Origin of the sequence: Pelagerythrobacter aerophilus (assembly GCF_003581645.1) — a bacterium.
GTDB classification, from domain to species: Bacteria; Pseudomonadota; Alphaproteobacteria; order Sphingomonadales; family Sphingomonadaceae; genus Pelagerythrobacter; species Pelagerythrobacter aerophilus.
In genome coordinates this window covers 64,455-90,740 of record NZ_QXFK01000018.1, presented here as the reverse complement: position 1 = coordinate 90,740, position 26,286 = coordinate 64,455, and the positions used below count along the sequence as shown (strand labels likewise).

Genomic DNA, 26,286 nt, shown 5'->3' with positions numbered 1-26,286 from the left:
GGCTTGCGGCGATGACCGGCACGCCCCTTCAGCTCTTCAACTCGCTGACCCGCCAGCTCGAAACCTTCGAGCCCGTCCATCCCGGTGAGGCGCGCCTCTACTCCTGCGGGCCGACCGTCTACAACTACCCGCACATCGGCAATATGCGCGCCTACGTCTTTGCCGACGTGCTCGGCCGTACGCTGAGCTGGAAGGGCTACGCGCTCACCCATGTCGTCAACATCACCGATGTCGGTCACCTGACGGACGATGCCGACGCGGGCGAGGACAAGCTGGAGAAAGCCGCAGCGGAACGAGCCCAGTCGATCTGGGACATCGCGAAGCATTACACCGAGGCATACTGGGCCGACGTCAAGGCGTTGAACATCCGGGGGCCGATGAAGGCGGGCAAGCCCGACCCGGCACACTGGTCGATCGCCACCGACTACGTGCCGCAGATGATCGAATTCGCGAAGTCGATCGCGGACAAGCATTGCTACGAACTCGACAGCGGCCTCTATTTCGACGTCTCGACCGTTGCCGACTATGGCCGGCTCGCCCGCGCGAAGACCGAGGACGGGGAAGGCCGGATCGAGGCGGTCGAAGGCAAGCGCAACGCCGCCGACTTCGCCATCTGGCGCAAGACCCCGCCCGGCGAGACGCGCCAGATGGAGTGGGACAGTCCCTGGGGCCGCGGCGCGCCGGGCTGGCACCTCGAATGCTCTGTCATGGGCGAAGCACTGCTCGGCTTCCCGTTCGACATCCACACCGGCGGGATCGACCACCGCGAGATCCACCATCCGAACGAAATCGCCCAGAATCAGGCACGCTGCTGCACCAACGGCCTCGACGATCCGCTCGCCAGCGGCGCGCGCATCTGGATGCACAACAACTTCCTGGTCGAGCGGTCGGGCAAGATGAGCAAGAGCGCCGGCGAGTTCCTGCGCCTGCCGCTGCTGGCGGAGAAGGGCTACCACCCGCTCGCCTACCGCTTGATGTGCCTCCAGGCGCATTATCGCAGCGAGCTGGAGTTCTCGTGGGACGGCCTCGGCGCCGCGCTGACGCGCCTCAAGCGCATGGTGCTGGCCGCCGAGCGCTTCGCCGATGCGGACGAAGGCGGCGACCCGCGCCACCCGCGCCTCGCGCCGTTCCTCGACCGGTTCGACGCCGCGATGTCCGACGATCTCAACACCCCGCTCGCGCTGACCGCCTTCGAGGAAGCGCTGGCGGCGAAGAAGATCGACCCGGCCGCCCGGCGCGCGGCGATCGCGGAGATGGACTCGATCCTCGGCCTCGGCCTGCTCGACCTCACCCGTGCCGACCTGCGGCTGCGGCCCAAGGACGCCGAACTGGACGAGGACGATGTCGAAGACGCCCTCGAACGCCGCCGCGACGCCCGTGCGGCACGCGACTTCTCCCGCTCCGACGCGATCCGGGAGGAGCTGGCGGCGAAGGGAGTCGAAGTGATGGACGGCGATCCGCTGGGCTGGGAATGGAAGCTTGGGTAGGGGCGGAAGCCCCTCCGTCATCGCTTCGCGATGCCACCTCCCCAACGCAAGTCGTTGGGGAGGATCGACTGCCGCAGCCAATCCTCCCCAACGACTTGCGTTGGGGAGGGGGACCGCTCGCGCAGCGAGTGGTGGAGGGGCCCCTTGAGCCGACCGGCAAAGCCGACTCGCACCGTAAAGCGCGCCAAGCGCCTGCGGCGCGAAATGTCGCTGCCGGAGGTGCTGCTGTGGCAACAGCTACGCAGTTCGCCACGTGGCCTCCGCTTCCGCAAGCAGCACCCGGCCGGTCGCTATGTGCTCGATTTCTTCTGCGCTCGGGCCAATCTCGCGATCGAGATAGATGGCCTCGCGCACGACATGGGCGACCGGCCTGCGCGCGACGAAGAGCGGGATGCCTGGCTGCGCGAGCGCCGGATCGGAACCCTCCGCATTCTTGCGAGCGACGTGCTTGCGGATGCGACGGCAGTCGCCGAAGGGATTCTGGCGTTGGCGGAGGAACGGCTGGTGATGATGGGAAAGAAGGCCTCTCCGTCAGCCGCTGGCGCGGCAGCCACCTCCCCAACGCAAGTCGTTGGGGAGGACTCGACCGCCGCCAATCCTCCCCATCGTCTTGCGATGGGGAGGGGGACCGCCCGCGAAGCGGGTGGTGCAGGGGCCGCAGGGAATTGAAAGGGAAAACCCAATGACCGTCGCCGTTCTTTCCGGCCTCATCCGCCCGCTGGTGGAGGCGCAGTTGCCGGCCGGGATCGAGCCGCGCTGGTACACTTCGATCGAGGAACTGCACGCGCTCGCGCCCGAGGCGGAGATCGGGTGGTTCGATCTCGATGCGAAGGAGCCGATGGCCGAGGCGGTGCGGCGGGCGGAGAAGCTGCGCTGGCTCAACTCGATCTACGCCGGGCTCGATTTCCTGCCGCTCGACCTGCTGCAACAGCGCGGGGTTACCATCACCAACGGCGCCGGCATCAACGCCATCACCATCGCGGAGTATGTCGTGATGGGCATGCTGACGGTGGCCAAGGGCTATCGCGAGGTCGTCCGCGCGCAGGAGCGGCGCGAGTGGCTGACCGATTCGCCGGGCAAGCGCGAGCTCGCCGGCAGCAAGGCGCTGCTGCTCGGCTACGGCGCGATCGGCAAGCTCATCAAGCCGCGGCTGGAGGCGTTCGAGGTCGAGGTCTCGGTCGTGCGCCGTTCGGGCGGAGAAGGCGTGCTCGGACCGGACGAGTGGCGGGCGCGGCTCGGCGAGTTCGACTGGGTGATCCTCGCCGTCCCCGCGACGCCCGAGACCGACGGCATGATCGGCGCCGAGGAACTGGCCGCGATGAAGGCCGATGCGGTGCTGGTGAACATCGCCCGCGGCGCGGTGGTCGATCAGGACGCGCTCGTCGCCGCGCTGGAGGAGAAGCGCATCGGCGGCGCATTCCTCGACGTCACGACACCGGAGCCGTTGCCGGCCGAGGACAAACTGTGGTCGCTCGATAACGCGCATGTAACCATGCACCTTTCCGGTCGTGCTCAAGACAGGATGTTTATCCGCTCGGCCGAGCGCTTCCTTGCCAACTGCCGCCGCTATGTCGCCGGGGAACCGCTCGAACCGATCTTCGATCCCGCACGCGGATACTGACCGCGGACCCTTCGGCCGCGGCGGGGATTGATCCGGCAGGAGGACCGCATGCCGAAGCTCAAGGACACTTACCCGCTCTACCTCAACAACCGGCCGGCGCAGCCCAATACCGATCTCGAGGTGACCGACAAATATACCGGCAAGGTCGCCTTCCGCACCGCGCTCGCCACGCCCGATGTGATTGATGAGGCGATTGCCGGGGCCGTGCGCGCGGCCGAGCCGATGGCGCGGTTGGCGAGCTACGAGAAGCAGGCGGTGCTCCAGCACTGCGTCGAGCGGTTCCGCGAACGGTTCGACGAGCTCGCCTATGCCCTGTGCGTCGAGGCCGGCAAGCCGATCAACGATGCCGAGGGCGAGGTCACGCGGCTGATCGATACCTTCCGCATCGCGGCGGAAGAAGCGGTCAGGAACTACGGCGAGATCCAGCCGCTCGATATCTCGGCGCGGGCGAAGGGCTATCTCGGCATGTGGAAGCGCGTGCCGATCGGGCCGTGCAGCTTCATCTCGCCATTCAACTTCCCGCTCAACCTCGCCGCGCACAAGATCGCTCCGGCGATCGCGATGGGGTGTCCGTTCGTGATGAAGCCCGCCAGCCTTACGCCGCTCGGCGCGCTGATCATCGGCGACGTGCTGGCCGAGTGCGACGCGCTGCCCGAGGGCGCTTTTTCGATCCTGCCCGCGCGGCGCGATGGGGCCGACCTGTTCACCACCGACGAACGGCTCAAGCTGCTGAGCTTCACCGGGTCGGACGAGGTTGGCTGGGCGCTCAAGGCCAGAGCGGGCAAGAAGAAGGTCGTGCTCGAACTCGGCGGCAACGCGGCGGCGATCGTCGACCGCGATGCCGATCTCGATCACGCGCTCGAGCGGATCGTCTTCGGCGCCTTCTATCAGTCGGGCCAGAGCTGCATTGGCGTGCAGCGGATCCTGATCCACGAGAGCGTGTACGATCGGTTCAAGGCGATGCTGGTCGAGAAGACCAAGGCCCTTGTCGCGGGTGATCCGAAAGACCCGAAAACCTTCATCGGCCCGATGATCTCGGAGAAGGAGGCGAGTCGACTCAAGGGCTGGATCGACGAGGCCGTCGAGGCCGGTGCCACGCTGCTGTGCGGGGGCGGGTGCGAGGGCAACATGCTCGAAGCCACGCTGCTCGAGAACGTCCCCGAAGACTGCGACGCCAACCGGCAGGAGGCGTTCGGCCCGCTCGCCAACCTCTCCCGCTTCACCGACTTCGGCGAGGCACTCGCCCGGGTCAACGACTCGCGCTTCGGCCTCCAGGCCGGAGTCTTCGCCCGCGACATCCACAAGGTCCTCGACGCCTGGGACCGGCTCGAAGTCGGCGGGGTGATCGTCAACGACGTCCCCAGCTACCGCGTCGACAACATGCCCTATGGCGGGGTCAAGGACTCCGGTCTCGGGCGCGAAGGCATCCGCTTCTCGATGGAAGACATGAGCGAGATCCGTAACCTCGTCATCCGACGGGAGAGCGCGGGTTAGAGCGCTTCTCGACCGCTCCGGACCGCCGTGCCTGGTCGAAAAGTGCTCTGACCCTCCGGCGCGGGCGACGTGTGCGGGAATCCAGCCCGGCTTGGGCGGCGGGGGATAGTGAATGATCATGCGTCTACCAGCAGCAGAAGCTCGCACTCGACCGTCATTTGCGGCTGAGGCAGCAGGGTGTGATCGACCCGGGTGACGGTCGCGTCGGCGACGAGTTGGCCGAGAATCGCGAACTCGTGCTCGGGCAGGGCGGCGATGAACTGCTCGCCCGCCGCGACGGCATGGTGTCCGTCGAAGCGCAGTGTCACCGTGTGGCGGGAGCCTTCGAAGGTTACGCTCGCCCAGGCTTTCTCGCGATGGGTCCGTACTGCGGCCCTGTTCTCGGCCAACTCGAGCAGCGCCTCGCGCAGCCGGTCGGCCGTGGTGCGGCGAGGGGGCAGGGGATCACGCGGCATGGGTGGTCTCCCGCCCGGCCTTGTAGCCGGCGATAAAGGCCTGCACGCGCGCCTCGGTGTCGGGGCGCGGCTCGCGGCCGTTTCTCAGGTCATACACGAAGCGTGGGTCCTTCACGGTCAGGCGGCCGAACGTGGTCGCGGAGACGTCGTAGGCGCGGAGGAATTTCTCGATGGATCGAATCAGCATGGCTCTCCCCGACGGGTGATGGTGGGCGACTCGGAACGGTGTGTTCCTGATTCGTTCCACCTGAAATCCTACTTGTCTAGGAAAAATACATCGTCTATGCGGGAAAAATGTTGCGAGGATGGATATTCGCATGACCGATGCCCGGGAACGCCTGATCGAACTTGCCCGCGAGCGCGGGGCGAGCCTTGCCGGGCTGTCGCAGCTCATCGGGCGTAACCCCACGTATCTTCAGCAATTCGTCCGCAAGGGCAGCCCTCGGAAGCTAGAGGAAGAGGATCGGCGCACACTCGCTGAGTTCTTCGGTGTCGCCGAATCGGAGCTCGGCGCACCGGCGGATAAATCCTATGTCGGTCCGCTGGTGGATTGGGTCGAGGTGCCGCGCCTTTCGCTCGACGCTTCCGCCGGACCGGGCGCGCTCGGCGCGCAGGAAATCCCCTTCGACGCCTTCCGCTTCTCCCCTCGCTGGCTGCGCGAGATGGGGCTCGAGGGCGCCGATCTCACGGCCATCCGGGTCGAGGGCGATTCGATGGAACCGCTCCTGCGCAGCGGCGACGAGATCTTCGTCGACCGCAACAAGCGCGGGCACGAGGGCATCCACGTGGTCCGCATCGGCGACGCGCTCCACGTCAAGCAGCTCCAGGCCAGCGCCCCGGGCCGCATCGCGCTCATCAGCCTGAACAAGGCCTACGCCCCGATCGACCTCGCCCGCGAGGAGGTCGAGGTGATCGGCCGCGTGGTGTGGAAGGGCGGGCGGGTGTGAGGGGTCGCCCCACCGCCTGTGATGAGCCAGGGTAGCATCGGACCGAGGCCCTGCTTGCAACCCGCTCCGTTCCCCGCCATCTCCCCGCCATGACCGAAGCCACACAGCCCCCGATGCGCGCCGCGATCATGCCGGTGACACCGCTGCAGCAGAACTGCTCGCTGATCTGGTGCACGAAGACGATGAAGGGCGCGCTGGTCGATCCCGGCGGCGATCTCGACAAACTCAAGGCCGGCGTGGCCAAGGCGGGCGTGACGCTGGAGAAGATCCTCGTCACCCACGGCCATCTCGACCACTGCGGGCAGGCGGGCGTGCTGGCCGAGGAACTCGGCCTGCCGATCGAGGGACCGCAGGAGGAGGACCGGTTCTGGATTGCGCGCCTCGACGATGACGGGCGCCAGTGGGGCATGGCCGCGCGCAGCTTCGAGCCCGACCGCTGGCTCGAGGATGGCGACACGGTGACGGTCGGCGAACTCACGCTCGAGGTCATCCATTGCCCCGGCCACACCCCGGGCCACGTCGTGTTCTTTCACCGCCCGAGCAAGTTCGCGATCGTCGGCGACGTGCTGTTCCAGGGCTCGATCGGCCGCACCGACTTCCCGCGCGGCAACCATCAGGACCTGATCGACGCGATCACCCAGAAGCTCTGGCCGCTGGGCGAGGACGTGACCTTCATTCCCGGCCACGGCCCGACCAGCACTTTCGGCCACGAACGCAAGACCAACGCGTTCGTGAGCGATTACGCACTGTCGTAAAGGGCGGTTCTCAGATCAGCCGCAGCACCGCGCCGACGGCCACTCCGGCGAGGAACAGCTGCGTGGCGAGCGTCACCAGCACGCCGATCACCCGCCCGATCTCCGCCTTGCCGCCGTCCATTCCGAAGGCGTGTGCCACGCGGCCGAGGATGAAGGCGCCGGCGACGTAGGCCAGCCAGGTCTCGCCGATCCCGGCGATCTCCAGCGCCGCGATCAGCACCAGCACGATCGGCACGTTCTCCGCGAAATTGAGCTGCGCGCGCATCCGGCGCTGCAGCGCCTCGTTCCCGCCGTCGCCCACGCTGATCCCGTGCGCGCGGCGCAGGGCGCCGATCCGCAGCGAGAGCCAGATGTTGACGATCGCGGCGGCCGCGGCGGCGGTCAGTGTGACGGCGAGTATCATGCAGGTTTCCCTTTCCCCGAGAACGCCATGTGCTAGGGGCAGGTCGCACGGCTTGCAACGGCGGAAATATGCGCTATAGGGCGCGCCTTCCCGCCATGGTCGGGTCCACTGCCAGGCGCGCACTTGTGCGTTGCCGGGCCTTGGCCTAGAGCGGCGCGCAACACTCGGATTTTACTGGAACAGGTGCCGCAATGGCTGTCCCCAAGAGAAAAGTATCGCCCCATCGCCGCGGCAATCGCCGTGCGCATGATTCGCTGAAGGTCGAGGCATTCCACGAATGCTCGAACTGCGGCGAGCTGAAGCGTCCGCACAACCTCTGCACGCAGTGCGGGCACTACAACGGCCGCGAAGTCATCGCCGTCGGCCTCTGACGGCCGAAGTTCGGAGAGCGCTATGAGTTTGCCGCGTATCGCCGTCGACGCGATGGGCGGCGATGAAGGCGTGCGCGTGATGGTCGAAGGGGCCGCGCTTGCGCGCCGGCGCCACGACCAGTTCAAGTTCCTCCTCGTCGGCGACGAGAAGCGGATCGCCGCCGCGCTCGATACCCATCCGGGCATGCGCGGCGCGTCCGAGATCCTCCACTGCGAGGATGTCGTCGGCGGCGACGAGAAGCCGACCCAGGCCCTCCGCCGGGCCAAGACCACATCGATGGGCCTCGCGGTCAATGCCGTGAAGCAGGGCGAAGCCGGCGCCGCGGTCAGCGCGGGCAATACCGGCGCGCTGATGGCAATGAGCAAGCTTGCGCTGCGCACGCTGCCCGGCATCGACCGCCCGGCGCTCGCTGCGCTGATGCCGACTCTCGGCGACAACGACGTCATCATGCTCGACCTCGGCGCCAATACCGAGGCGGACGCCCGCAATCTCGTCCAGTTCGCGATCATGGGCGCGGCTTACTCGCGCATCGTCACCGGCCTCGCCGAGCCGCGCGTGCGGCTGCTCAACATCGGGACCGAGGAGACCAAGGGCACCGATGCACTGCGCATCGCGGCCGCCCAGCTCCAGGCCGCGACCGGGCTCGCGCTGTCGTTCGACGGCTTCGTCGAAAGCGACAAGATCAACCGCGGCGAAGTCGACGTGGTCGTCACCGACGGCTTTTCCGGTAATATCGCGCTCAAGGCGATCGAGGGCGCAGCGCGCTTCGTCACCGACCTGTTGCGCAATGCCTTCACCAGCTCGCTGCGCTCGAAGATCGGGTTCCTGGTCTCGCGCCCGGCGACCGAGCTGCTGCGCCACCACCTCGACCCGAACAATCACAATGGCGCGGTCTTTCTCGGCCTCAACGGTGTCGTGGTGAAGAGCCACGGCAGCGCGAGCGCAGCCGGGGTCGCCAACGCGGTCGCCGTCGCCGCGCGTCTGCTGGAGGACGATCTGACCCACCGGATCAGCGCCGATCTCGCCGCGCTCGGCGAAGCGCGCCTGCGCGTCACCAATGGCAACGGAGGGGCGAAATGATCCGCTCGGTCGTCCGCGGCAGCGGCTCGGCGCTCCCGCGCACCGCGGTGAGCAATGCCGAACTGGCGGAGCGCGTCGATACCAGCGACGAGTGGATCGTCGAACGCACCGGCATCCGCCAGCGCTATATCGCGGAGGACGACGAGACGACCTCGTCGCTCGCCGTCGAGGCATCGCGCAAGGCGCTGGAGGCCGCGGGGCTCGAGGCGAAGGACATCGACCTGATCGTGCTGGCGACCGCCACGCCCGACCAGACGTTCCCCGCCACCGCCACCCTCGTCCAGCACGCGCTCGGCTGCAACGGCGGCATCGCGTTCGACGTGGGCGCCGTGTGCTCGGGCTTCCTCTACGCGATGGCGAGCGCCGACTCGATGCTCCGCACCGGCATGGCGAAACGCGCGCTGGTGATCGGCTCGGAAACCTTCAGCCGCATTCTCGACTGGGAGGACCGCACCACCTGCGTCCTGTTCGGCGACGGTGCCGGCGCGCTCGTGCTCGAGGCGCAGGACGTTGCCGAGGACGGGCCGGGCGTGCTCGCCAGCAAGCTCCACGCCGATGGCGCGCACAACGAGCTGCTCTACGTCGACGGCGGCCCCTCGACCACGCAGACGGTCGGCAAGCTCCGCATGAAGGGCCGCGAGGTGTTCCGCCACGCGGTGGTCAATCTCGCCGCCGTGCTGGAGGAGACGCTGGCCGAGGCCGGGTTCAAGCCCGACGACATCGACTGGGTCGTGCCGCACCAGGCCAATGCCCGCATCCTCGACGCGACCGCGCGCAAGCTCGGCCTTCCGGCGGAGAAAGTGATCGTCACGGTCGATCGGCACGCGAACACCTCGGCCGCCTCGGTCCCGCTGGCATTCGATGCCGGCGTGCGCGACGGGCGGATCAAGCCGGGCGACTTGGTGATGTTCGAAGCGATGGGCGGCGGCTTCACCTGGGGCGCAAGCCTCGTGCGGCTGTGAGCGGCAGACGTTGCGGAGCAGGGCGACAATCGTTAAGGTCCGGACACTTATCCTAAGTCGGGTCGCGATTGAGGAGAAAGGCGCATGATGCGTTCTGTGGGCACCCTGACTCGCGCGGATCTTGCGGAAACGATTAACCGCAAGATGGGTCTGTCGCGAGCGGAGTCGCTCGATATGGTCGAGTCGATCCTCGCGCACATGTGCGGTGCGATGGCCGACGGGCAGAATGTGAAGATCTCCGGGTTCGGCAGCTTCGTGCTGCGCGACAAGAAGGAACGCGTCGGCCGCAATCCCAAGACCGGCGTCGAAGTGCCGATCACGCCGCGCCGCGTAATCACCTTCCGCGCCAGCCAGCTCCTCAAGGACCGGATCGCGAGAGGCTGAGACGATGGTGACCGAATTCGACGATGGCAAGGAGCAGGGCGCCCTGAGAACCATCGGCGAGGTCAGCCAGGCGCTCGGCATCAAGCCTCACGTGCTGCGATACTGGGAGCAGCAGTTCCCCATGCTCCAGCCGCTCAAGCGCAGCGGCGGCCGCCGCTATTACCGCGCCGGCGACATTGCACTGGTCGAACGCATCGACCGTCTGGTCAACCGTGAGGGCTACACCCTGAAAGGCGCCCTGGCGGCGCTCAAGGGAACCGAGACGTCATCGAAGCCCGAAACCTCGCCCCAGAACGCCGGCGCGCCCGACGTTCCCGCCGACGTCCTCCCCCGCCTCAAGGCCATCCGCGAAAAACTGGCGCAAGCGCTCGCGGCCTGAAAGGCTGGGGCGAGGCGCCTGTTGGCGCAGGCAAGCCACCGGAATGATAATTTAGAGCTTCATCCCGAGTCGGATCACCGCCTCTGTCGAAACTGTGACAACTGGATCGATAAGACGCGCAGCGAGTGAGCGTTGGTGCACCCGATTGTGCGCCAGGTCATGATGTTGTTCCTCATCCGCGATGATTTCACGGATCGCGCGGACCGCCGGAACATCTATCGCAGCGAGTTCCGAAACCTGCTCTTGAATATGGCGCAGGACCACTCGCTCGACGGCCACCGTCGTTGCCGCGATTGCCTGTCGTCCAATCAGACCCGTGAGAATGCCCAGGACGAGCCCGCCGAGGCCACAAAGATGGAAACTCCTGCATCGCAATTTGCCGCGGGACTTGAGCTCGGCTTCAAAAATACTTCTGTGTCTGCGTTCGTGTGCAAGGAAGAGGTCGAGTTCTTCAACCAGATCCGGCGCTCGCCAGCGTGCAAGCCAGCGTTGGGCGGTGTAGATCGATACGGCGCCATGCTCGCCGGCATGATCGACCTTTACAACGCGGTCGCCGATGGTCTCGCCGGGCCTCAGTCGTGCGGAGAGCGTCACTCTACTCCGCCGCCAGCAGCTCTTCCGCGCCGCCGAGGTCGACGCTCACCAGGCGGCTGATGCCTTTCTCGATCATGGTGACGCCGAACAGGCGGTGCATGCGGCTCATGGTCACGGCATTGTGGGTGACGATGAGGTAACGGGTGGCGGTTTCCTTCACCATCGCGTCGAGCAGGTCGCAGAAGCGGTCGATGTTGGCGTCGTCGAGCGGCGCGTCGACTTCGTCGAGCACGCAGATCGGGGCCGGATTGGTCAGGAACAGCGCGAAGATCAGCGCGATCGCGGTCAGCGCCTGCTCGCCGCCGGAAAGCAGGGTGAGCGACTGCAGGCGCTTGCCCGGCGGCTGGGCGTAGATCTCGAGGCCCGCTTCCAGCGGATCGTCGCTGTCGACCAGTGCGAGATGCGCCTGCCCGCCCTCGAACAGCCGGGTGAACAGGTGGCGGAAGTGGGTGTCGACCTGCTCGAACGCGGCGCGCAGCCGCTCGCGGCCCTCGCGGTTGAGATTGCCGATCGAGCCGCGCAGGCGGTTGACCGCTTCGGCGAGCTCGGCCTGCTCGGCGGCGCTGCTGCCATGCTCCTCCTCGATCTTCGCGAGTTCTTCGGCGGCGACGAGGTTGACCGGCCCGATCCGTTCGCGGCTGGCAACGAGGCGGTCCATTTCGTCGGATTCGGCGGCCGAATCGCCGACCGCGCCTTCGTCGAATTCGAACCGGCCAGCCAGCAGGGGCGGCGGGCACTGGAAACGTTCACCCGATATCCGGGCCATCTCGCCGCGCCGGGCTTCCTCGTTCTCCGCCCGTGCGGCAAGACCGGCACGGGTCTCGCGTGCGGTGGCAAGCGCCTCGTTGGTTTCGGCGAAGGCGCGGTCGGCGGCGTCGGAGGCGCTCTGCGCCCCGGCGACCGCCGCCTCGGCTTCCGCCAGAGCCGTGCCGAGCCGTTCGCGCACCGCATCGCCCTGCTCGATCTCGCGCATCAGCCCTTCGGGCTTGGCCGCGACGACTGCGCGCTCCTCTGCAATTTCCTCGAACCGTCGCTCCATTCCCGAGAGCCGCTGTGCCGCCTCGCCCGAACGCGCCTGCCAGTTGGCCATGTCGCTACGCTGCGCCGCCGCCCGCTCGCGCGCCACGGCGAGGGACTGGTCGTGCGCAGCGAGTTCCGCAGCGGCGGCCTGCTGCGCGGATTTCGCCGCTTCGTTCTTCGCCTGCGCGGCTTCGAGCGTGGCACGGCCGGTGGCGGGATCGGGAAGGGCGGCCTTGCGTTCCCGAGCCGCGTTCAGCTCCGCTTCGGCCTGGGAGCGCTGCTCGGCCAGGTCGTCTGCGGCACGATCGAGCTCGGCCAGGCGGGCCGCCAGCCGCTCGCGCGCCGCCTCGGCCTGATCGAGCGCGCGCAGCGCCTGCCGCTCGGTCTCGTTCGCTGCGGCGATCCCGCGTTCGGCGGCGACGAGCGCGCGCTGAAGCTCCGCCAGTTCCTCCTGCGCCGCGGTCTGCGCGGCCTCGGCGCCTTCGACGGCAGAGCGCAGTGCGGGCAGCTCGCTTTCGAGATCGGCGAAGCGGTTTTCCGCCTCCAGCCGCGCCGCTTCCGCCGCGCCTTCGCCGCGCGCGACGAAACCGTCCCACCGGCGCAAATGGCCGCCGGTGGTCACCAGCCATTCGCCGGGGCCGAGGGTGCGTCTGTCGTCCTCCTCGGCGACGTGGACCAGCGCGAGCCGGGCGGCGAGTTCGGGGGGGCAGCCGGGCACGTGCGCGGCGAGGCTGTCCGGCACCGCCGCGGGCGCCGTGCTGCCGGTCCAGAACCGCCCTTCGCCGTCGGCCGCGCCCAGCGGAGCCTTGGCATCGCGCCCGAGAACCGCCGCCAGCGCGCGTTCGTAGCCCTTTGCCGCGCGCACCTTGTCGAGCGCCGCGGGCCGGCCCTTGCGTCCGGCCATCTGCCGCTCGCGCGCCTCCCGGTCGCGCTTGAGCGCGCTCCATTCGCGCTCGACGCCCGCCAGCTCGGCGCGCGCGGAGGCGAGGGCGCTCGCCGCCTCGTCGCGCGCGGTCTGGAGCGTATCCTTGCGGGCGCGCTCGCTCTCCAGTTCCTCGCGCAGCCGCGCCAGTTCGCGCGCTGCGTCCTCCGCGGCGGCCTTGGCCTCAGCGACAGCGAGATCGGGGTCACCGGCCTCCGATAGCGCACGGCGAGTCTCTTCCTGCCGGCGCGCCTCGCCGTCCAATCGCGCGAGCCGTGCCTCGGCCTGTTCGATCGCGGCTTCGGCCACGCGCCATTCGGCCTCGACCCCGGCGTGATCCGCGGTCGCCTTGGCCAGCGCCAGCTCCGCTGCGCGGCCCGCGCGCTCGCTGTTCTCCAGGCGCGAGACGAGGGCGGGGCGCTGCGCCTCGTCCTCGGCCAGGGCCTTCTCGTTCGCCTCCAGCTCCTTCTCCAGCCGGGCGAGCGCCTCTGCTGCGTCGCGCGTCAGCCGGTCGGCTTCGCTGCGGTCCTCCTCCAGCCGCGCCTTCTGGCGGTCGAGATCGGCAAGCCGCTGTTCGGCCGCTTCGAGCTGGCTGGTCAGCGCCGCCATCCGGTGGCCGTGCGCGCTGGAGTCGTCGCGCCGGTCGGCGAGCTCGTCCCGCGCCTCGGCGAGCGCCTTGGCGGCCGCGTGCTGCGCCTTCTGCGCCGAGTCGGCCGCTTCCTTGGACGCCGCGACCCGTTCCTCGGCCGCCTTGGCTTCATCGCGCGCCGCCTCGGCAGCCGCCGCCGCATCGCGCCAGCGCGCGAAGAGCAGCCGCGCCTCGGAAACGCGGATCTCGTCGGACAGCTTGGTGTAGCGCTCGGCCTGCTTGGCCTGCCGCCGGAGCGAGGCGATCTGCGAGTCGAGACCCGCCATCAGGTCCTCGAGCCGCGCGAGGTTGGCTTCGGTCTGCCGCAGCTTGCTCTCGGCATCGCGCCGGCGGACGTGGAGGCCCGCGATGCCCGCCGCTTCCTCCAGCATCTGGCGCCGCTCGGTCGGCTTGGCGGCGATCACCTGGGCGATCTTGCCCTGGCTGACGAGCGCCGGGCTATGCGCGCCGGTCGCGGCATCGGCGAAAGTGAGCGAGACGTCCTTCGCCCGCACGTCGCGCCCGTTGACGCGGTAGGCGCTGCCCGCGCCCCGCTCGATCCGGCGCAGGACTTCCAGTTCGCTCCCGTCGTCAGCCTCGGCCTGGAGCACGACTTCGGCGAAGTCGCGCGGCGGCCGGCTGGCGGTGCCGGCGAAGATCACGTCCTCCATCCCGCCCGAGCGCATGGATTTGGGCGAATTCTCGCCCATGACCCAGCGGATCGCTTCGAGCAGGTTGGACTTGCCGCAGCCGTTGGGGCCGACCACGCCGGTCAGGCCGGGCTCGATGCTCAGGGTCGCGGGCTCGACGAAGCTCTTGAAACCGCTGAGCTTGAGCCGCCTGATCTGCATCGTCGCTTGCCGAGCCCCCTCCCGCTCAGCGCCTTATCTGGCGCCGGCGGCCTGGAGCATCGGCTCCAATGTCGGCCAGCTTTGCGTGCCGACGTTGCGGCCGTTGATGAAGAAGGTCGGCGTGCCGGTGACGTTCAGCTCTTCGGACTGGGTTTCCGAATTGGTCGCGATCGTCTCCATCGCCTTCGGATCGGACAGGCACTGGCGCGCCTGATCGCGGCTGAGCCCGCGCGCGGCGAAGAAGTCGTAGAAGCCGGCGACGTCGGCGAAGGCGACGAAGCGCTGCTCGGGCGGCAGCGACATCGCCTGCTGCACCGCGTCCTGATTGTCGAACACCGGCTGGAGCACGGCTTGCAGATTGGCCCAGACCTGCTCCGAGAGCGGGTGGTAGGCTTCCTTGGCGCCGCAGCGCACGAGCCGCGCCAGCACCAGGTCGTGCGGGCCGTGGATCTGGTTGCGCAGCTCGTAGCTGACCACGCCGGTGCTGATGTACTTCTCCTTCAGCGGCTCCATTCCCTGCTGCGCGAACGTGGCGCAGTGGGGGCAGGTGAGAGAGGCGTATTCGAGCAGCTTGATCGGCGCGTCGGGGTTGCCGAGCAGATAGCCATCCTGCTCGGTCACCTGCACCATATCGACCCATTCGGTTCCCGCGGGCGCCTCGACCGGGGCGACGGGGTCGCCGGCGGGCGCCTCACCTTCGGCGGCGGGTTCCGAGCCGCATGCAGCAAGGCCGAGCGCGAGCGGCGCGGCGAGAGTGGCAAGGGCGATCTGGCGAAGCGACGTCATGGCAGGTCCTGTCCTTTGCGGAATTGGTCGAGGCTAGTCGAAGCCAGCCGGGTGGTGAAGCGCGGGAGGGGGCTTTCCACAGCTTGTCGGCCGAGAAAACCCCCGCAAATCCCCTAAAAGCGTGCGGCGAGCTGCGGGGAGAGCATCGACCAGTCGTGCGTGCCCGCCAGCGTCACCCCGTTGAGCACGAAGCTCGGTGTGCCGTGGATGTCATGCTTTTCGCTCGCTGCCTGGCTGCTGGCGATCAGCGCGCGGGCCTCGGCATCGCTCGCCAGGCAGCGGTCGATCTCGCTCCGGCTGTAGCCGCGGCTTTCCATCAGGCGATAGAAGCCGAGGTCGGACGCGATCGCGCGGCGGCGCTCCGCCTGGCTGCCGTTTTCCCACCGTGCGCGCTGTGCGGCGTTGGCCTCTGCATAGCGGCCGAGCCATTTGCTCTGTTCGTTCATGAACAGCGTGTGGTTGCGCAGGAATTTCGATGGTGCACCGCAGCTCGCCAGCATCGTCGCGACGAGATCGGCCGAATTGCGGATCATCGGCTGGATCTGCAGCTCGACCCGCCCCGGGCCGACATAGGCGATCTGTAGCGGCGCCTCGCCCTCGGTGGTGAAGTGCGCGCAGTGCGGGCAGGTATAGCTGACGAAAGCGATCAGCTCGACTTTCGCGTCCGGATTGCCGATGCGGTGCGCACCGTCGGCCTCGACCACGGTGGTGTTCCAGTTGCCGGACTTGCCGACTGCCCCCGAACTGCCGAGCGCGAACGTTGCCGCGATGGCGAGTGCCCCGGCTTTCGCGAAACGCGCGAGTGTCATTGCCCCTATCCTTCCTTCGTTCCCAGGCTGCGCGCGAGCGATTCGAGCACCGTGCGCAATTCCGGATCGCCGATATCGCGCAAGCTGTCGCCCAGTTCCATCGGGATCGGCTTGAGCGACGGCGGCGCCTTGGCACGCGTTTCAGCAGCAGGAGGCTTAACCTCGCCTTGCCGCAGCTTGACCCGCGCGACCGCCTTGTAGCCGAAGAAGCGGTTCACCCGGTCCATGATCTCGGGAATCACGTGCTGGATGAGCGGCGCATGCGCGGGCACGACCACGAGTTGCAGGATGCCGTCGCTCTTCTCGCCCGGCGGGAAGCGGATCGCTTCGGGCGCGCAGACCCGCGCGTGATGGTCGCCGACGATCTCCGGCCAGCGGATCACGACGCTCGACTGCACGAAGCCGAAGCGGCGGAAGGCCGTGCGTCCGATCTGCGGCATCAGGTCGGCGATCTGGCGCGCGGGGCCGCCGCGCGGACGCTCGTATTCGCGGCCGGCAGGGCGCTTCGTGTTGCGCTTCGGTTTCGGCGGTGTGTCCCGTTCCATTGCCCGAAAGGCCATGCCATAGGCCGCGCGTGACTGCCAGCGGGGAGAATGTCGCGAGCCTGCTGCTCGCCTGGTACGACGCCCATGCGCGCGACCTGCCGTGGCGCGCGCGGCCCGGCGATCCGGCGCCCGATCCGTATCGCGTCTGGCTGTCGGAAGTCATGCTGCAGCAGACCACGGTCACCGCAGTGAAGCCCTATTTCGCCGCGTTCACGCGCCGCTGGCCGACCGTCGAGGCGCTTGCCGCCGCGCCCGAGGAGGAGGTCATGGCTGCCTGGGCGGGCCTCGGATACTACTCGCGGGCGCGCAATCTGGTGAAATGCGCGTGGGCCGTTGCGGAGCGGGGTGGGTTCCCCGAGACCGAGAGTGAGCTGCGCGGATTGCCGGGGTTGGGCGACTACACCGCCGCCGCGGTCGCCGCGATCGCCTTCGGGCGGCGCGCCGTGGTGGTCGATGCCAATGTCGAGCGTGTGGTGGCGCGCTTGTTCGCGATCGCGGAGCCGTTGCCCGGCGGCCGCAAGGCGATCCGGGCGGCCGCGGACGCAATCACGCCTCAGCAGCGCGCCGGCGACTTCGCGCAGGCCATGATGGACCTCGGCGCGACGATCTGCACCGCACGCGATCCGCGCTGCCTGCTGTGCCCGCTTTCCGCCCGGTGCGAGGCACGCAGAAGCGGCGAACCCGCGCGCTTTCCCGTCAAGGCGCCGAAGAAGGCCAAGCCGCAGCGCACCGGCACCGTCTGGTGGATCGTCCACGAGGAGCGCGTGTGGCTCGTCCGTCGTCCTGGCAGCGGGATGCTCGGCGGCATGCGCGCGCTGCCCGACGATGGCTGGTCGGCAAAGGGCGACGGGAGCGGCGAGCCGCCGGTCGCGGGTGAGTGGCGGGACATGGGCGCGGTGCGCCACGGCTTCACGCACTTCGACCTCGATCTGCGGGTGATGGCGCTCTCCGGTGTCGCCAGGCCCTCGGACGAGGGGGAGTGGTGGCCGATCGGGGAGCTGGATGCAGCGGGCTTGCCGACCCTGTTCGCGAAAGCGGCGCGCAGGGCGATGGCAACCGCTCGGGGCGTCAGATAAACCCGCCGCCGAGCATCAGCCGGATCACGGCGATCGCGAACACGATCAGGCAGAAATTGCGCCCGCCGTTCGACGACGACAGCGCGCCGAGGCCGATGCCGATCACCACTACGGGCAAGGCAAACCAGTTGCCCCAGCCGAGGAAGGGGATGGTGGAAGGGATCACGATCACCAGCGCGACGATCCCGGCGAGGATGGAAAGCAGGTTGAGCATGTGTTCTATATGGATAACACAGCGAGGCCGTGCAAGGGCAATTGACCGTTCATCGCCGATGCCCCAAACCCGCAACGCATTGCAAAAGAGGACCATTCGCATGGGATCGAGGACGATGGAGGGAGCGGCGATGTCGCGCCGTGCGCTTCTGCGGGGCGGGGCGCTTCTCGGGGCAGGCGCGGCGCTGGGAACCCTCCCGCTGGGCCGCGCGGCGCTGGCGCACGCGGGGCATTGGCCTTCCGTGATCGCGCTTGCCGAGCGCTACGTGAGTGGGCGCAAGGTCGCCAACATGGTCGCGACGCTCGGCTGGGCGCAGCGCGAGCCCGACGTGATCGCCCGCGGCACGCTCGCCATCGGCCAGACTGCGCCCGCCGGAATCGACAGTCTCTACCGCATCTATTCGATGACCAAGCCGATCACCGGCATGGCGACCATGCTGCTGATCGAGGATGACAAGCTCGACCTCGACCAGCCGCTCGCCGAGATCCTGCCCGCCTTCGCGGACATGCAGGTGCAGAAGACCTACGACGGCTCGATCACCGATCTCGAGCCGGCCGAGCGGCCGATCACGATTCGCCACCTGCTCACGCACACGGCCGGGCTCGGCTACTCGATCATCCAGAAGGGGCCGATCAGGGCCGCCTACGAGCGCGCCGGCGCGATACCGGGGCAGGTGACCAAGCTGCCGCTGGGCGAGATGTTCGGCCGCGGTACGCCCGCGCCGAGCCTGAAGGTCTTTGCCGACAACCTCGCGAAGCTGCCGCTGGTTGCGCAGCCGGGGACGCGCTGGAGCTATTCGGTCGCGCTCGACCTGCTCGGCCGCGTGATCGAAGTCGTCTCGGGCCGGCCTTTCGACGCTTTCCTGAAGGAACGGCTGTTCGACCCGCTCGGGATGACGAGCACCTGGTTCCAGGTGCCGGCAAGCGAGGTGGGCCGCCTCACGACGAACTACGGTCTGATCGACGGCAGGCCGCTGCCGCTCGATCCGGCGCGCGCCTCGGTCTATCTCGATCCGCCGGCGTTTCCGTTCGGCGGCGCCGGGCTAGTCAGCAGCCCGCGCGATTACGACCGCTTCCTGCGGATGCTGGTGGGATACGGCGAGCTCGACGGCAAGCGGGTGATGAGCGAGGCCGCGGTGCGCCTCGGAACCTCCAATCTCCTCCCCGAAGGCGTGAACACCGCCGGCACGCTGGCGGCCGGAGCCGGCTTCGGCGCGGGCGGCCGCGTCGGACTGGGCGAGCAAGCGGGCACCTATGGCTGGGGCGGCGCGGCAGGCACGGTCGCGTTCGCCGACCTGAAGCGCGGCCTGCGCGCCGGCCTGTTCACGCAGTACATGCCGGCCGACGCCCTGCCGATCCAGAGCGAGTTCCCGCTGGCGGTCGCCGCCGACCTCAAGGCGATGGCCGCGGCCGGATGACCGCACGACAGCTGGCCTTTACCGGATGCCGCATCGAGCGGGCAGATCACGTCCGCGCCGATCCGGACGCACTCGCCGGCCACATGACCTGGCGCGCGCGGTTGCTCGCGCTGGAGGGCATGATGCCGGCCGTCGACGAGGAAGGGCGGCTCGCATGGCGGACCCTCGCCGATGCGGCGGAGGACGCGGAGCTCGTGTTCCTCGGCCTGCACGAAGGGCGTGGCTGCTTCGCCGCGGTTCCCGCGCAGGGCGACGCCTCGCCGCGCATGGCGAACCCGCAGCTCTGGTCGTTGATGGCGACGCTCGCACCGGAGGACCTGGCGCTCTACGGCGGCGCACGCAGCCTCATCGACTGGCACGCTCGAAGCCGCTTCTGCGCCACTTGTGGGGGGCAGACCAAGCTCGCCAAGGGCGGCTGGCAGCGCAACTGCGAAGGTTGCGGCGCGCAGCATTTCCCGCGCACCGATCCGGTCACCATCATGCTGGTGGAGCACGAGGGCCGGCTGATGCTCGGCCGTGGCCTCGGGTGGCCGGAAGGGCGCTTCTCCGCGCTCGCCGGGTTCGTGGAGCCGGGCGAGAGCATCGAGGAGGCGGTGGCGCGCGAAGTGTTCGAGGAATCGGGCGTGCGCGTGCGCGACGTGACCTACGTCGCCAGCCAGCCCTGGCCGTTCCCGAGCCAGCTCATGATCGGCTGTCATTCGCATGCGGACGACGACGAGCTCGCGATCGACGCGACCGAGATGGCCGAAGTTCGCTGGTTCACGCGCGAGGACGTGGCCGCAGCATTGGCGGGCTCCGACGAAGCCTCGTTCACGGCGCCTCCGCCGCATGCGATCGCGCATCACCTGATCCAGTGGTGGCTCGAGCAATGACGCGCCTGTCGATCGATATCTGGTCCGATGTCATGTGCCCCTGGTGCCTGATCGGCTGGGGCCAGCTCTCGCATGCACTGGCCGAGCTGGAGGGAGAGATCGAGGCCGAGGTGCGTTGGCGACCGTTCGAACTCAATCCCGACATGCCGCCCGAAGGCGAGGACCAGCAGGCGCATCTCCGCCGCAAGTACGGGCGCAGCGAAGCCGAGATGCGCGACACGCGCGAGCGGATGCGGGCGATCGCGCGCGAGGCGGGGGTCTCGCTCGACTACGCCGGCGAGGGCGAAGCGCCGCCTGGGATGATGTGGAACACCTTCGAGGCGCACAGGCTGCTCGCCTGGGCGCTCGACAGCGAAGGACCGGCGAAGCAGACCGCGCTCAAGCTCGTGCTGTTCCGCGCGCATTTCAATGAACGGCGACGGATCGGCGAGCGGCCGGTGCTGCTCGATATCGCGGAGGAATGCGGGCAGGACCGCGCCGGCGCCGCGGCCGCGCTCGACGACGAGGTACTCGCCGCGAGGGTCCGCGCCGAGGAGCGGCAGGCCCTGGACATGAACATCACCGGCGTTCCGGCGATGGTCGTCGAGGGGCGCTTCCTGATCCCGGGCGCGCAGCAGCCGGAAACCTACGTGGCGGCGCTCAGGCGGGTCGCGGAGCGAGCGCAGCGCTGACCTCGGGCAGGCTTAGCCCTGCTGCCCTTTCTTGATCGCGTTCATCGTCTTGGCACCCTTGGCCTCGTCCTGCTCGGGATTATCGGAGCCGACCGCTCGCTCGCGGTCTTCCGGGTCGGTCGCGCGGTTGAGTTCGGCGCGCTTGCCGACGGTGCGATTGACTTCGCCGCCCGATGAACTCGACTGCGGCGGGGTCGGCTCGTCTGTCAGCTCGTCGATCAGGTCGTTGTCGGGGTGGCGCGATTGGCGTTCCGTCATGGGACTTCTCCTCGCCCGATCAACGGGGGAGACTGGGCCTGCGTTCCGCAAACCGTCCTACGTCTGCCGCACGTAGGCGAGGAAGTCCTCCACCTGACCGCGCAGGGTTTCCGCCTGCCGGTGCAGCTCGTCCGCCGAGCTCAGGACCTGCTCGGCCGATTGATCGGTGGTCCGCACCATGCCGCGCACCCGATCGATGCTGACCCGCACGCGGTTCGTGCCGTTCGCCGCGAGATCGAGGCTCTGCGCTAGCTCGCGGCTGGCGACGCCCTGCTCGTCGACCGCTTCCGCGATCGTTCGGGCGTTGCTCTCCACGTTGCGCACATGCTCGCCGATCCCGCGCAGGGCGAGGATGTTGGCGTGGCTGGCGCGCTGGACGGCTGCGATCTGGCCCTCGATCTCCTCGGTCGATTCGCGGGTCCGCTTGGCGAGTTCCTTGATCTCGTTGGCGACGACCGCGAACCCGGCGCCGACCTGGCCGGCCCGGCTCGCCTCGATCGTGGCATTGAGCGCGAGGATGTTGGTCTGCTCGGCGATCGCATCGATCACGCTCACGATCTCGCCTATCTGCGTCGCGGCGCCCGCCAGTTCACCCGTGGTCGCGTCGATCGCTTCGACGGAGGCAAGCGAGTGGCGCGCGCGTTCGGCGGAACTCGCGGCCTGATCGCCGATCTCGCGGACCGAGGATGCGAACTGGTCACCGGTTGCCGCGGCCATGGCGACGCCGCGGTTGGTCTCGTCCATCGAACCCGCGACCTGGTCCACGTGCGCGGCGGCCTGCTCGGCGGATTGCGCCATGTCGCCGGCGGTCGTCTGGAGCTGCTTGGACGCGGCGCCGATCCCGCCGACGACTTCGCCGACGGTCTGCTCGAACCGCGTCGCGAGGTCGCGCAGCAGGGCCGCTTGGCGGTCGCGTGCGGCGAGTTTCTCTTCCGAGCGGCGCGCCGCATCCTCCTGCAGCTTGGCGAGTTCGCGGGCGCTCTGCCGGAACACCGTGAGCGCGCGCGCCATCTCACCGATCTCGTCGCTCCGGGCGGTGCCGGGGATGGTGACCGACTGGTCGCCGGCTGCAAGTGCGGTCATCGAAGCGGTGATTTCGCGGATCGCGGCCGCGACCTGCCGCACCATGAAGCCCGCACCGATCAGCGCGAGGATCACGCAGCCGGCGATCAGGCCGACGATCACGGCCGAGAGGGTGCGGTTGAGGTCGGTCAGATCCGCGCGCGCGTCGCGGGTGCGTGCGGCGAGCGTCGCCTCGACCGCGCGCGCCTGCCCCGCCAGCAGTTCGCCGCTCACGTCGATCGCATCTGCGAGGGCGACCGCGCTGGGCGACGGACCGTATGCGTCGATCGAGCTTTCCAGCGCGTCGAGCTCGGCCTCGAAGCCGTCGACCTGCACGTCGAGCCAGGCGATTGCCTCCATGCTCTCGGGATCGATGTCCGCCGCCCCGTCGCGCGTTTCCCCCAGGCGGTGGCGCGCGCTGGCGAGCGTTTCGCGCGCGCGGGCGATCTCGTTCGCATCGCCGGTCACGGCGTAGCGCGACGAGTAGTAGCGGCTTTCCGCGATCGCGGTGGTCAGCTCCGATGCCGCGAGCGATCCCCCGGAGAAGACCGAGGCCTCGTCGTTGCGGATCGTGAGCTGATAGAACGCCGCGCCGAGCACCATGCCGAGCGCCAGCAGTAGTCCCACGAAGAACAGAGCGAACAGACGGATGCGCCCTGCAATCGTGCCTGCGGCCCGGGCCCACAGCGTGCGCGAACCATCGAACATGGGCAGGCGCCTTCGGCCCGCTTCCGCAGGCCAACGACCGGTGGTTTCGAGCAAGTGACGTCCCCCTATGCGACCGGCCGATGCGGCCGGAGCGGGGCGGATGGACGGCGTTCTTTGCCGCAGTGTGACGCCGGCGTTAACTAATCGGTCAGACTAGCCCGAGCCGGATCAGCCGGTTCATCATCTTGCCCGGCAGCACGTCGCCCGCCTCCTCGCCTTTGGGCAGGTCCCGCGGCGCATCGGCATCGGCGAGATAGCGCCAGCCCTGATGCGCCCGCTTGGGGCGCGGCTCGACCCGGATCAGCTTCGGCGCAAGGCGGATCGTCCAGCGCCCGTCGTCGTCGCGTTTCTCGAAGCCGAGGATCTCGCTACGCGCAACGAGCGCGTGGTCCATGATCCAGAAAAGCGAGCCGCCGACCATCTCCTCGTGCCGCTTGGGCAGATAGCGGGTGGTCATGTGCGCCTCGGGCCCGCGCTCGACCCACTCGCGCAAGCTGTCGAGGCTCTTCGAGCGATAGGCGATCTTGGTCATGTGGAGCGGCATGATAATGGAGATAGGCGCGATGGCCGCTCGCGCAACTCAGCCGACCAGCCCGCTCGACACCGCAAGGCCGAGGAAGGCGAAGAAGCCCATCGAGTCGGTGATCATCGTGACGAAGACCGAACTCGCCACGGCCGGGTCCTGCTTCAGCCGGTCGAAGATCACTGGGACGAGCACTCCGGCGAGGCCGGCCACGACGATGTTGATCACCATCGCCGCTGCGATCACCGCGCCGAGCATGGGCGTGAAGACGATCCCGGTCGCGATCCCGATCAGCACCGCGATCGTCGCCCCGTTGAGCAGGGCGACGCGCATCTCGCGCCACAGGATACGGCCCGTGTTGGCTTGGGTGAGCTGGTTCATCGCGATCGCGCGCACCGTCACCGCCATCGTCTGGGTCCCCGCATTGCCGCCGATGCTGGCGACGATCGGCATGAGTATGGCCAGTGCGACGAGCTGTTCGATCGCGGCGCCGAACATGGCGATGATCAGGCTCGCCACCAGCGCGGTGCCGAGATTGGCGATCAGCCAGCGCACGCGCGCCGTATAGGCGTCGCGGATCGGCTCGTTGATGTCGCCGTCGCCCGCGCCTGAGAGCAGCAGCACGTCCTCGCCCGCTTCTTCCGAGATGATGTGGACCACGTCGTCCACCGTCATCTGGCCGACCAGCCGTCCGTTTCCGTCGACCACGGCGGCCGATATCAGCGCGTACTTCTGGAACATCAGTGCGACTTCTTCCTGGTCCATCGTGACCGGGATCAGGGTCTGGTCGCGCTTCATCACGTCGGTCAGTGCGACGCTGCGCGGGGTGCGCAGAATCCAGCTCAGCGCGCAGGTGCCGACCGGATGGTGCGCATGGTCGACCACGTAGACTTCCCAGAAATCGTTCGCGAGATCGCGTTCCTCGCGGAGGAAATCGATCAGGTCGCCGACGGTCATGTGCTCGGGCACGGCCACGAACTCGCGGCTCATCAGGCGCCCGGCGGTTTCCTCCGGGTAGGAGAGCGCGCTTTCGATCGCCGCGCGGTTTTCCGCATCGAGCGCGGCGAGGACGGCGCGCTGTTCCTCCGGCCCGAGGTCTTCGATCAACTGGACGGCGTCGTCGGTCTCGAGCTGTTCGGCAATCGCTGCGACCGCACCGGCCGGCAGCGCCTCCATCATGTCGTCGCGGACGTAATCGTTGAGCTCGGCAATGACTTCGGAGCTCATCAGGTCGGTGATCGCAGCCGCGAGCTCGCGCCGTTCGTCACGCTCGAACAGCTCGAGGAGGTCGGCGATGTCGGCGGGGTGCAGCGGCTCGACCAGATCGTAGACGGCGCCCTTGTCGCCATCCTCCAGCGCCTCGCGCACGGCGCGGACGTAATCGGGTTTCAGCCGGTTTTCCTCGTCGTGGCGCTCGTCGTCGACACGGTCGTCGGGGCGCGCACCGTCCTCCGCCAGCGGCGGATCTGCCGGCCTGATCTCGTCCTCGCGCGTCTCGTCCGCCATGCGCCCGCTCTACGGCCCGAGCGCGCAAAAGCAAGCGCGCGCCGGGGTGACTTTGCGCCGCGAGTGCCTATACCGGCGCCGACACGAATTAGGAGACACGATTCCATGGCCGACCAGACGCTCACCCTCACACTCGATACCGGCAATGGGGAGGGTGGCGACGTCGTGATCAAGCTGCGGCCCGATCTCGCGCCGGGTCATGTCGAGCGGATCACGGAACTCGCCAAGGAAGGGTTCTACGACGGCGTGGTGTTCCACCGCGTGATCCCCGGCTTCATGGCGCAGGGCGGCGATCCGACCGGCACCGGCATGGGCGGCAGCGACAAGCCCGACCTGAAGGCCGAGTTCAATTCCGAGCCGCACGTGCGCGGCACCTGCTCGATGGCGCGCACCCAGGTGCCCGACAGCGCCAACAGCCAGTTCTTCATCTGCTTCGACGACGCGCGCTTCCTCGACAACCAGTACACCGTCTGGGGCCAGGTCGAGAGCGGCATGGAGCACATCGATGCGCTGCCCAAGGGCGAGCCGCCGCGCGAGCCGGGCAAGATCGTCAAGGCGACCGTCGCCTGATTGCCGTGGCCCGTGCTTTGCGGGCCTGTGTCGGGGCGGGGGCAGCGTTGCTGCTCTCCGCCTGCGCCACCGATCTGACGCAGGCGCGCAGCCCCTGTCTCTACGAGCCGGGTGGCTGGTGCGGTTTCACGCGCGAACTGGCGGAGGAGAGCTGGCAATACGCCCAGCTCGCCAACAACAGCTACAAGGACGAAGAGGGATTCGCCCATCCGCCGGGCGGCTTCGTGCAGGCTGGCGAGCCGCATGAGCTCGAATCGGGCTACGCCTACGTCGTCTACGACCGTTACGAGCCGGCCGGCGAGGCCGGTGAGCCGAAGCTGGCCGAACGCGTCATCGCTTTTCGCGGCACCGAGATGGACAGCCTCGCCGACTGGGTGCTCGGCAATATCGGCGAGCTTCACAATGATCGCGGGTGGGATACCTACGCCACCCATCGCAAGATGCTGGACGAGCAGGGACTCGACGAGGTGCCGATCCGGCTGACCGGCCACTCGCTCGGCGGTGCGATCGCGGCTTACGTGGCCCTGCGCGAGCCGCGCGCCACGTCCTACGCCTTCAACCAGTCGCCGCGCTTCTCGACTCCGGAGCAACCGACCCGCAGCCGGCGCGTCACCGTTTCGGAACGCGGCGAGGCGCTGCGCGGCCTGCCGACTGGCAACAGCGTGTTCCTGCAGGACCGGCTGGTCGTCAATTGCCGTCCGAATGGTGCTCCATGGAAGGACCACTCGGTCCGCAAGCTCGCCGAATGCCTCACCTGGATCGCGGCCTACGGCGATCCCGAGGCGCTCGATTCAGTCCACGAGAATGCCATTCCCAAGCCCGCGGTCGAATGCGGCCCCGCCGACAAGCCGCATCCCGGCGCCGCGCTGCCGGAAGACATCTGCCGCCACAAGACGCATATCGAGGAAGACTGAT

General features: G+C 68.5%; 30 protein-coding genes. 17 read left to right on the top strand and 13 right to left on the bottom strand.

Annotated elements, in window-relative coordinates; genetic code table 11:
* Positions 1–11 precede the first annotated feature (11 nt).
* The 4 genes from cysS (at position 12) to D2V04_RS11260 (ending at position 4,602) form a co-directional block, all read left to right on the top strand.
* Complete coding sequence (cysS, locus tag D2V04_RS11275; RefSeq protein ID WP_119513799.1) at positions 12–1,487, top strand: cysteine--tRNA ligase; 1,476 nt, start codon at positions 12–14, stop codon at positions 1,485–1,487.
* Positions 1,488–1,631: 144 nt separating this feature from the next.
* Positions 1,632–2,156: an endonuclease domain-containing protein gene (locus tag D2V04_RS18365; RefSeq protein WP_324186883.1), complete on the top strand. Its 525-nt coding sequence runs from the start codon at positions 1,632–1,634 to the stop codon at positions 2,154–2,156.
* A gap of 13 nt (positions 2,157–2,169) precedes the next feature.
* Positions 2,170–3,108, top strand: coding sequence for a D-2-hydroxyacid dehydrogenase (locus D2V04_RS11265; RefSeq protein WP_119513797.1), 939 nt, complete (start codon positions 2,170–2,172; stop codon positions 3,106–3,108).
* Between the two features lie 48 nt (positions 3,109–3,156).
* Positions 3,157–4,602, top strand: a complete 1,446-nt coding sequence (locus D2V04_RS11260) for an aldehyde dehydrogenase family protein (RefSeq protein WP_119513796.1) — start codon at positions 3,157–3,159, stop codon at positions 4,600–4,602.
* 116 nt (positions 4,603–4,718) lie between these two features.
* Here D2V04_RS11260 and D2V04_RS11255 read toward each other — a convergent pair whose 3' ends face one another.
* Both D2V04_RS11255 and D2V04_RS11250 read right to left on the bottom strand, forming a co-directional pair.
* Positions 4,719–5,057, bottom strand: coding sequence for a hypothetical protein (locus tag D2V04_RS11255; RefSeq protein ID WP_119513795.1), 339 nt, complete (start codon positions 5,055–5,057; stop codon positions 4,719–4,721).
* Entirely contained in the window at positions 5,047–5,244 is a 198-nt protein-coding gene (locus D2V04_RS11250; protein ID WP_119513794.1) for a hypothetical protein, read from the bottom strand. The genes D2V04_RS11255 and D2V04_RS11250 overlap by 11 nt, the downstream gene beginning before the upstream one ends.
* Before the next feature lie 130 nt (positions 5,245–5,374).
* On the opposite strand from D2V04_RS11250, the gene D2V04_RS11245 reads away from it, so the two are divergent.
* The gene (locus tag D2V04_RS11245; protein WP_228766391.1) at positions 5,375–6,004 is read left to right on the top strand and encodes a S24 family peptidase; all 630 of its coding nucleotides are present in this window, start codon (positions 5,375–5,377) and stop codon (positions 6,002–6,004) included.
* 89 nt (positions 6,005–6,093) lie between these two features.
* Positions 6,094–6,759 (top strand): MBL fold metallo-hydrolase, encoded by a 666-nt coding sequence (locus tag D2V04_RS11240; RefSeq protein WP_324186882.1) that lies wholly within the window; start codon positions 6,094–6,096, stop codon positions 6,757–6,759.
* Between the two features lie 10 nt (positions 6,760–6,769).
* On the opposite strand, the gene D2V04_RS11235 is transcribed toward D2V04_RS11240, so the two are convergent.
* Entirely contained in the window at positions 6,770–7,162 is a 393-nt protein-coding gene (locus tag D2V04_RS11235) for an MAPEG family protein (protein WP_119513792.1), read from the bottom strand.
* Between the two features lie 191 nt (positions 7,163–7,353).
* Between D2V04_RS11235 and rpmF the strand changes: the two genes are divergently transcribed.
* The 5 genes from rpmF to D2V04_RS11210 all read left to right on the top strand — a co-directional run bounded on the left by rpmF (position 7,354) and on the right by D2V04_RS11210 (position 10,339).
* On the top strand, positions 7,354–7,533 hold the full coding sequence (gene rpmF / locus D2V04_RS11230; protein WP_119513791.1) for a 50S ribosomal protein L32: 180 nt from the start codon (positions 7,354–7,356) through the stop codon (positions 7,531–7,533).
* 22 nt (positions 7,534–7,555) lie between these two features.
* Positions 7,556–8,614, top strand: coding sequence for a phosphate acyltransferase PlsX (gene plsX, locus D2V04_RS11225; protein WP_119513790.1), 1,059 nt, complete (start codon positions 7,556–7,558; stop codon positions 8,612–8,614).
* Positions 8,611–9,576: a beta-ketoacyl-ACP synthase III gene (locus D2V04_RS11220; RefSeq protein WP_119513789.1), complete on the top strand. Its 966-nt coding sequence runs from the start codon at positions 8,611–8,613 to the stop codon at positions 9,574–9,576. Before plsX ends, D2V04_RS11220 begins: the two co-directional genes overlap by 4 nt.
* 84 nt (positions 9,577–9,660) lie before the next feature.
* Positions 9,661–9,960 carry an integration host factor subunit alpha gene (locus D2V04_RS11215; RefSeq protein WP_182849742.1) on the top strand — a complete coding sequence of 100 codons (300 nt, stop codon included), beginning with the start codon at positions 9,661–9,663 and terminating at the stop codon, positions 9,958–9,960.
* Positions 9,961–9,967: 7 nt separating this feature from the next.
* A complete protein-coding gene (locus tag D2V04_RS11210) occupies positions 9,968–10,339 on the top strand; it encodes a MerR family transcriptional regulator (RefSeq protein ID WP_119514245.1) in 372 nt (123 codons plus the stop codon).
* Positions 10,340–10,390: 51 nt separating this feature from the next.
* On the opposite strand, the gene D2V04_RS11205 is transcribed toward D2V04_RS11210, so the two are convergent.
* The 5 genes from D2V04_RS11205 to D2V04_RS11185 form a co-directional block, all read right to left on the bottom strand.
* Positions 10,391–10,933 carry a demethoxyubiquinone hydroxylase family protein gene (locus D2V04_RS11205; protein WP_228766390.1) on the bottom strand — a complete coding sequence of 181 codons (543 nt, stop codon included), beginning with the start codon at positions 10,931–10,933 and terminating at the stop codon, positions 10,391–10,393.
* Position 10,934: 1 nt separating this feature from the next.
* Positions 10,935–14,354 carry a chromosome segregation SMC family protein gene (locus tag D2V04_RS11200; protein WP_119513788.1) on the bottom strand — a complete coding sequence of 1,140 codons (3,420 nt, stop codon included), beginning with the start codon at positions 14,352–14,354 and terminating at the stop codon, positions 10,935–10,937.
* 33 nt (positions 14,355–14,387) lie between these two features.
* Positions 14,388–15,140: a thioredoxin domain-containing protein gene (locus D2V04_RS11195; RefSeq protein ID WP_119513787.1), complete on the bottom strand. Its 753-nt coding sequence runs from the start codon at positions 15,138–15,140 to the stop codon at positions 14,388–14,390.
* A gap of 113 nt (positions 15,141–15,253) precedes the next feature.
* Entirely contained in the window at positions 15,254–15,949 is a 696-nt protein-coding gene (locus D2V04_RS11190) for a thioredoxin domain-containing protein (RefSeq protein ID WP_119513786.1), read from the bottom strand.
* Between the two features lie 5 nt (positions 15,950–15,954).
* The gene (locus D2V04_RS11185) at positions 15,955–16,494 is read right to left on the bottom strand and encodes a DUF721 domain-containing protein (protein WP_119513785.1); all 540 of its coding nucleotides are present in this window, start codon (positions 16,492–16,494) and stop codon (positions 15,955–15,957) included.
* Positions 16,495–16,523: 29 nt separating this feature from the next.
* On the opposite strand from D2V04_RS11185, the gene D2V04_RS11180 reads away from it, so the two are divergent.
* Positions 16,524–17,570 (top strand): A/G-specific adenine glycosylase, encoded by a 1,047-nt coding sequence (locus D2V04_RS11180; RefSeq protein WP_119513784.1) that lies wholly within the window; start codon positions 16,524–16,526, stop codon positions 17,568–17,570.
* On the opposite strand, the gene D2V04_RS11175 is transcribed toward D2V04_RS11180, so the two are convergent.
* Positions 17,563–17,784 carry a hypothetical protein gene (locus D2V04_RS11175; RefSeq protein WP_119513783.1) on the bottom strand — a complete coding sequence of 74 codons (222 nt, stop codon included), beginning with the start codon at positions 17,782–17,784 and terminating at the stop codon, positions 17,563–17,565. The genes D2V04_RS11180 and D2V04_RS11175 overlap by 8 nt on opposite strands.
* Positions 17,785–17,884: 100 nt before the next feature.
* On the opposite strand from D2V04_RS11175, the gene D2V04_RS11170 reads away from it, so the two are divergent.
* From D2V04_RS11170 to D2V04_RS11160, 3 genes are read left to right on the top strand one after another with little or no spacing between them, the layout of a single operon-like run.
* Positions 17,885–19,201: a serine hydrolase domain-containing protein gene (locus D2V04_RS11170; RefSeq protein ID WP_228766389.1), complete on the top strand. Its 1,317-nt coding sequence runs from the start codon at positions 17,885–17,887 to the stop codon at positions 19,199–19,201.
* Entirely contained in the window at positions 19,198–20,073 is an 876-nt protein-coding gene (gene nudC / locus D2V04_RS11165; protein WP_119513781.1) for an NAD(+) diphosphatase, read from the top strand. Before D2V04_RS11170 ends, nudC begins: the two co-directional genes overlap by 4 nt.
* The gene (locus tag D2V04_RS11160; protein ID WP_119513780.1) at positions 20,070–20,744 is read left to right on the top strand and encodes a DsbA family oxidoreductase; all 675 of its coding nucleotides are present in this window, start codon (positions 20,070–20,072) and stop codon (positions 20,742–20,744) included. Before nudC ends, D2V04_RS11160 begins: the two co-directional genes overlap by 4 nt.
* 12 nt (positions 20,745–20,756) lie before the next feature.
* Here the strand turns inward: D2V04_RS11160 and D2V04_RS11155 are convergent, their stop codons facing one another.
* The 4 genes from D2V04_RS11155 to mgtE all read right to left on the bottom strand — a co-directional run bounded on the left by D2V04_RS11155 (position 20,757) and on the right by mgtE (position 24,801).
* On the bottom strand, positions 20,757–21,002 hold the full coding sequence (locus D2V04_RS11155; RefSeq protein ID WP_119513779.1) for a hypothetical protein: 246 nt from the start codon (positions 21,000–21,002) through the stop codon (positions 20,757–20,759).
* Positions 21,003–21,059: 57 nt separating this feature from the next.
* Positions 21,060–22,772 carry a methyl-accepting chemotaxis protein gene (locus D2V04_RS11150; protein ID WP_119513778.1) on the bottom strand — a complete coding sequence of 571 codons (1,713 nt, stop codon included), beginning with the start codon at positions 22,770–22,772 and terminating at the stop codon, positions 21,060–21,062.
* 148 nt (positions 22,773–22,920) lie between these two features.
* Positions 22,921–23,316 (bottom strand): DUF1489 family protein, encoded by a 396-nt coding sequence (locus tag D2V04_RS11145; RefSeq protein ID WP_119513777.1) that lies wholly within the window; start codon positions 23,314–23,316, stop codon positions 22,921–22,923.
* 36 nt (positions 23,317–23,352) lie between these two features.
* The gene (gene mgtE, locus D2V04_RS11140; RefSeq protein WP_119513776.1) at positions 23,353–24,801 is read right to left on the bottom strand and encodes a magnesium transporter; all 1,449 of its coding nucleotides are present in this window, start codon (positions 24,799–24,801) and stop codon (positions 23,353–23,355) included.
* A 105-nt stretch (positions 24,802–24,906) separates the two neighbouring features.
* Between mgtE and D2V04_RS11135 the strand changes: the two genes are divergently transcribed.
* Together D2V04_RS11135 and D2V04_RS11130 are read left to right on the top strand one after the other, a co-directional pair.
* Positions 24,907–25,371: a peptidylprolyl isomerase gene (locus tag D2V04_RS11135; RefSeq protein WP_119513775.1), complete on the top strand. Its 465-nt coding sequence runs from the start codon at positions 24,907–24,909 to the stop codon at positions 25,369–25,371.
* Positions 25,372–25,388: 17 nt separating this feature from the next.
* A complete protein-coding gene (locus D2V04_RS11130; RefSeq protein ID WP_147391816.1) occupies positions 25,389–26,285 on the top strand; it encodes an alpha/beta hydrolase family protein in 897 nt (298 codons plus the stop codon).
* Position 26,286 lies beyond the last annotated feature (1 nt).

Excerpts from the sequence above, each read along its gene's own strand:
- D2V04_RS11240 (WP_324186882.1), top strand. The coding sequence starts at position 6,094 with ATGACCGAAGCCACACAGCCCCCGATGCGCGCCGCGATCATGCCGGTG.
- D2V04_RS11255 (WP_119513795.1), bottom strand. The coding sequence starts at position 5,057 with ATGCCGCGTGATCCCCTGCCCCCTCGCCGCACCACGGCCGACCGGCTG.
- D2V04_RS11175 (WP_119513783.1), bottom strand. The coding sequence starts at position 17,784 with ATGCTCAACCTGCTTTCCATCCTCGCCGGGATCGTCGCGCTGGTGATC.
- D2V04_RS11135 (WP_119513775.1), top strand. The coding sequence starts at position 24,907 with ATGGCCGACCAGACGCTCACCCTCACACTCGATACCGGCAATGGGGAG.
- D2V04_RS11215 (WP_182849742.1), top strand. The coding sequence starts at position 9,661 with ATGATGCGTTCTGTGGGCACCCTGACTCGCGCGGATCTTGCGGAAACG.
- D2V04_RS11185 (WP_119513785.1), bottom strand. The coding sequence starts at position 16,494 with ATGGAACGGGACACACCGCCGAAACCGAAGCGCAACACGAAGCGCCCT.
- nudC (WP_119513781.1), top strand. The coding sequence starts at position 19,198 with ATGACCGCACGACAGCTGGCCTTTACCGGATGCCGCATCGAGCGGGCA.
- D2V04_RS11190 (WP_119513786.1), bottom strand. The coding sequence starts at position 15,949 with ATGACACTCGCGCGTTTCGCGAAAGCCGGGGCACTCGCCATCGCGGCA.
- rpmF (WP_119513791.1), top strand. The coding sequence starts at position 7,354 with ATGGCTGTCCCCAAGAGAAAAGTATCGCCCCATCGCCGCGGCAATCGC.
- D2V04_RS11160 (WP_119513780.1), top strand. The coding sequence starts at position 20,070 with ATGACGCGCCTGTCGATCGATATCTGGTCCGATGTCATGTGCCCCTGG.
- D2V04_RS11235 (WP_119513792.1), bottom strand. The coding sequence starts at position 7,162 with ATGATACTCGCCGTCACACTGACCGCCGCCGCGGCCGCCGCGATCGTC.
- D2V04_RS11220 (WP_119513789.1), top strand. The coding sequence starts at position 8,611 with ATGATCCGCTCGGTCGTCCGCGGCAGCGGCTCGGCGCTCCCGCGCACC.
- cysS (WP_119513799.1), top strand. The coding sequence starts at position 12 with ATGACCGGCACGCCCCTTCAGCTCTTCAACTCGCTGACCCGCCAGCTC.
- plsX (WP_119513790.1), top strand. The coding sequence starts at position 7,556 with ATGAGTTTGCCGCGTATCGCCGTCGACGCGATGGGCGGCGATGAAGGC.
- D2V04_RS11195 (WP_119513787.1), bottom strand. The coding sequence starts at position 15,140 with ATGACGTCGCTTCGCCAGATCGCCCTTGCCACTCTCGCCGCGCCGCTC.
- D2V04_RS11200 (WP_119513788.1), bottom strand. The coding sequence starts at position 14,354 with ATGCAGATCAGGCGGCTCAAGCTCAGCGGTTTCAAGAGCTTCGTCGAG.
- D2V04_RS11150 (WP_119513778.1), bottom strand. The coding sequence starts at position 22,772 with ATGTTCGATGGTTCGCGCACGCTGTGGGCCCGGGCCGCAGGCACGATT.
- D2V04_RS11260 (WP_119513796.1), top strand. The coding sequence starts at position 3,157 with ATGCCGAAGCTCAAGGACACTTACCCGCTCTACCTCAACAACCGGCCG.
- mgtE (WP_119513776.1), bottom strand. The coding sequence starts at position 24,801 with ATGGCGGACGAGACGCGCGAGGACGAGATCAGGCCGGCAGATCCGCCG.
- D2V04_RS11250 (WP_119513794.1), bottom strand. The coding sequence starts at position 5,244 with ATGCTGATTCGATCCATCGAGAAATTCCTCCGCGCCTACGACGTCTCC.
- D2V04_RS11265 (WP_119513797.1), top strand. The coding sequence starts at position 2,170 with ATGACCGTCGCCGTTCTTTCCGGCCTCATCCGCCCGCTGGTGGAGGCG.
- D2V04_RS11245 (WP_228766391.1), top strand. The coding sequence starts at position 5,375 with ATGACCGATGCCCGGGAACGCCTGATCGAACTTGCCCGCGAGCGCGGG.
- D2V04_RS11170 (WP_228766389.1), top strand. The coding sequence starts at position 17,885 with ATGGGATCGAGGACGATGGAGGGAGCGGCGATGTCGCGCCGTGCGCTT.
- D2V04_RS11145 (WP_119513777.1), bottom strand. The coding sequence starts at position 23,316 with ATGCCGCTCCACATGACCAAGATCGCCTATCGCTCGAAGAGCCTCGAC.
- D2V04_RS11155 (WP_119513779.1), bottom strand. The coding sequence starts at position 21,002 with ATGACGGAACGCCAATCGCGCCACCCCGACAACGACCTGATCGACGAG.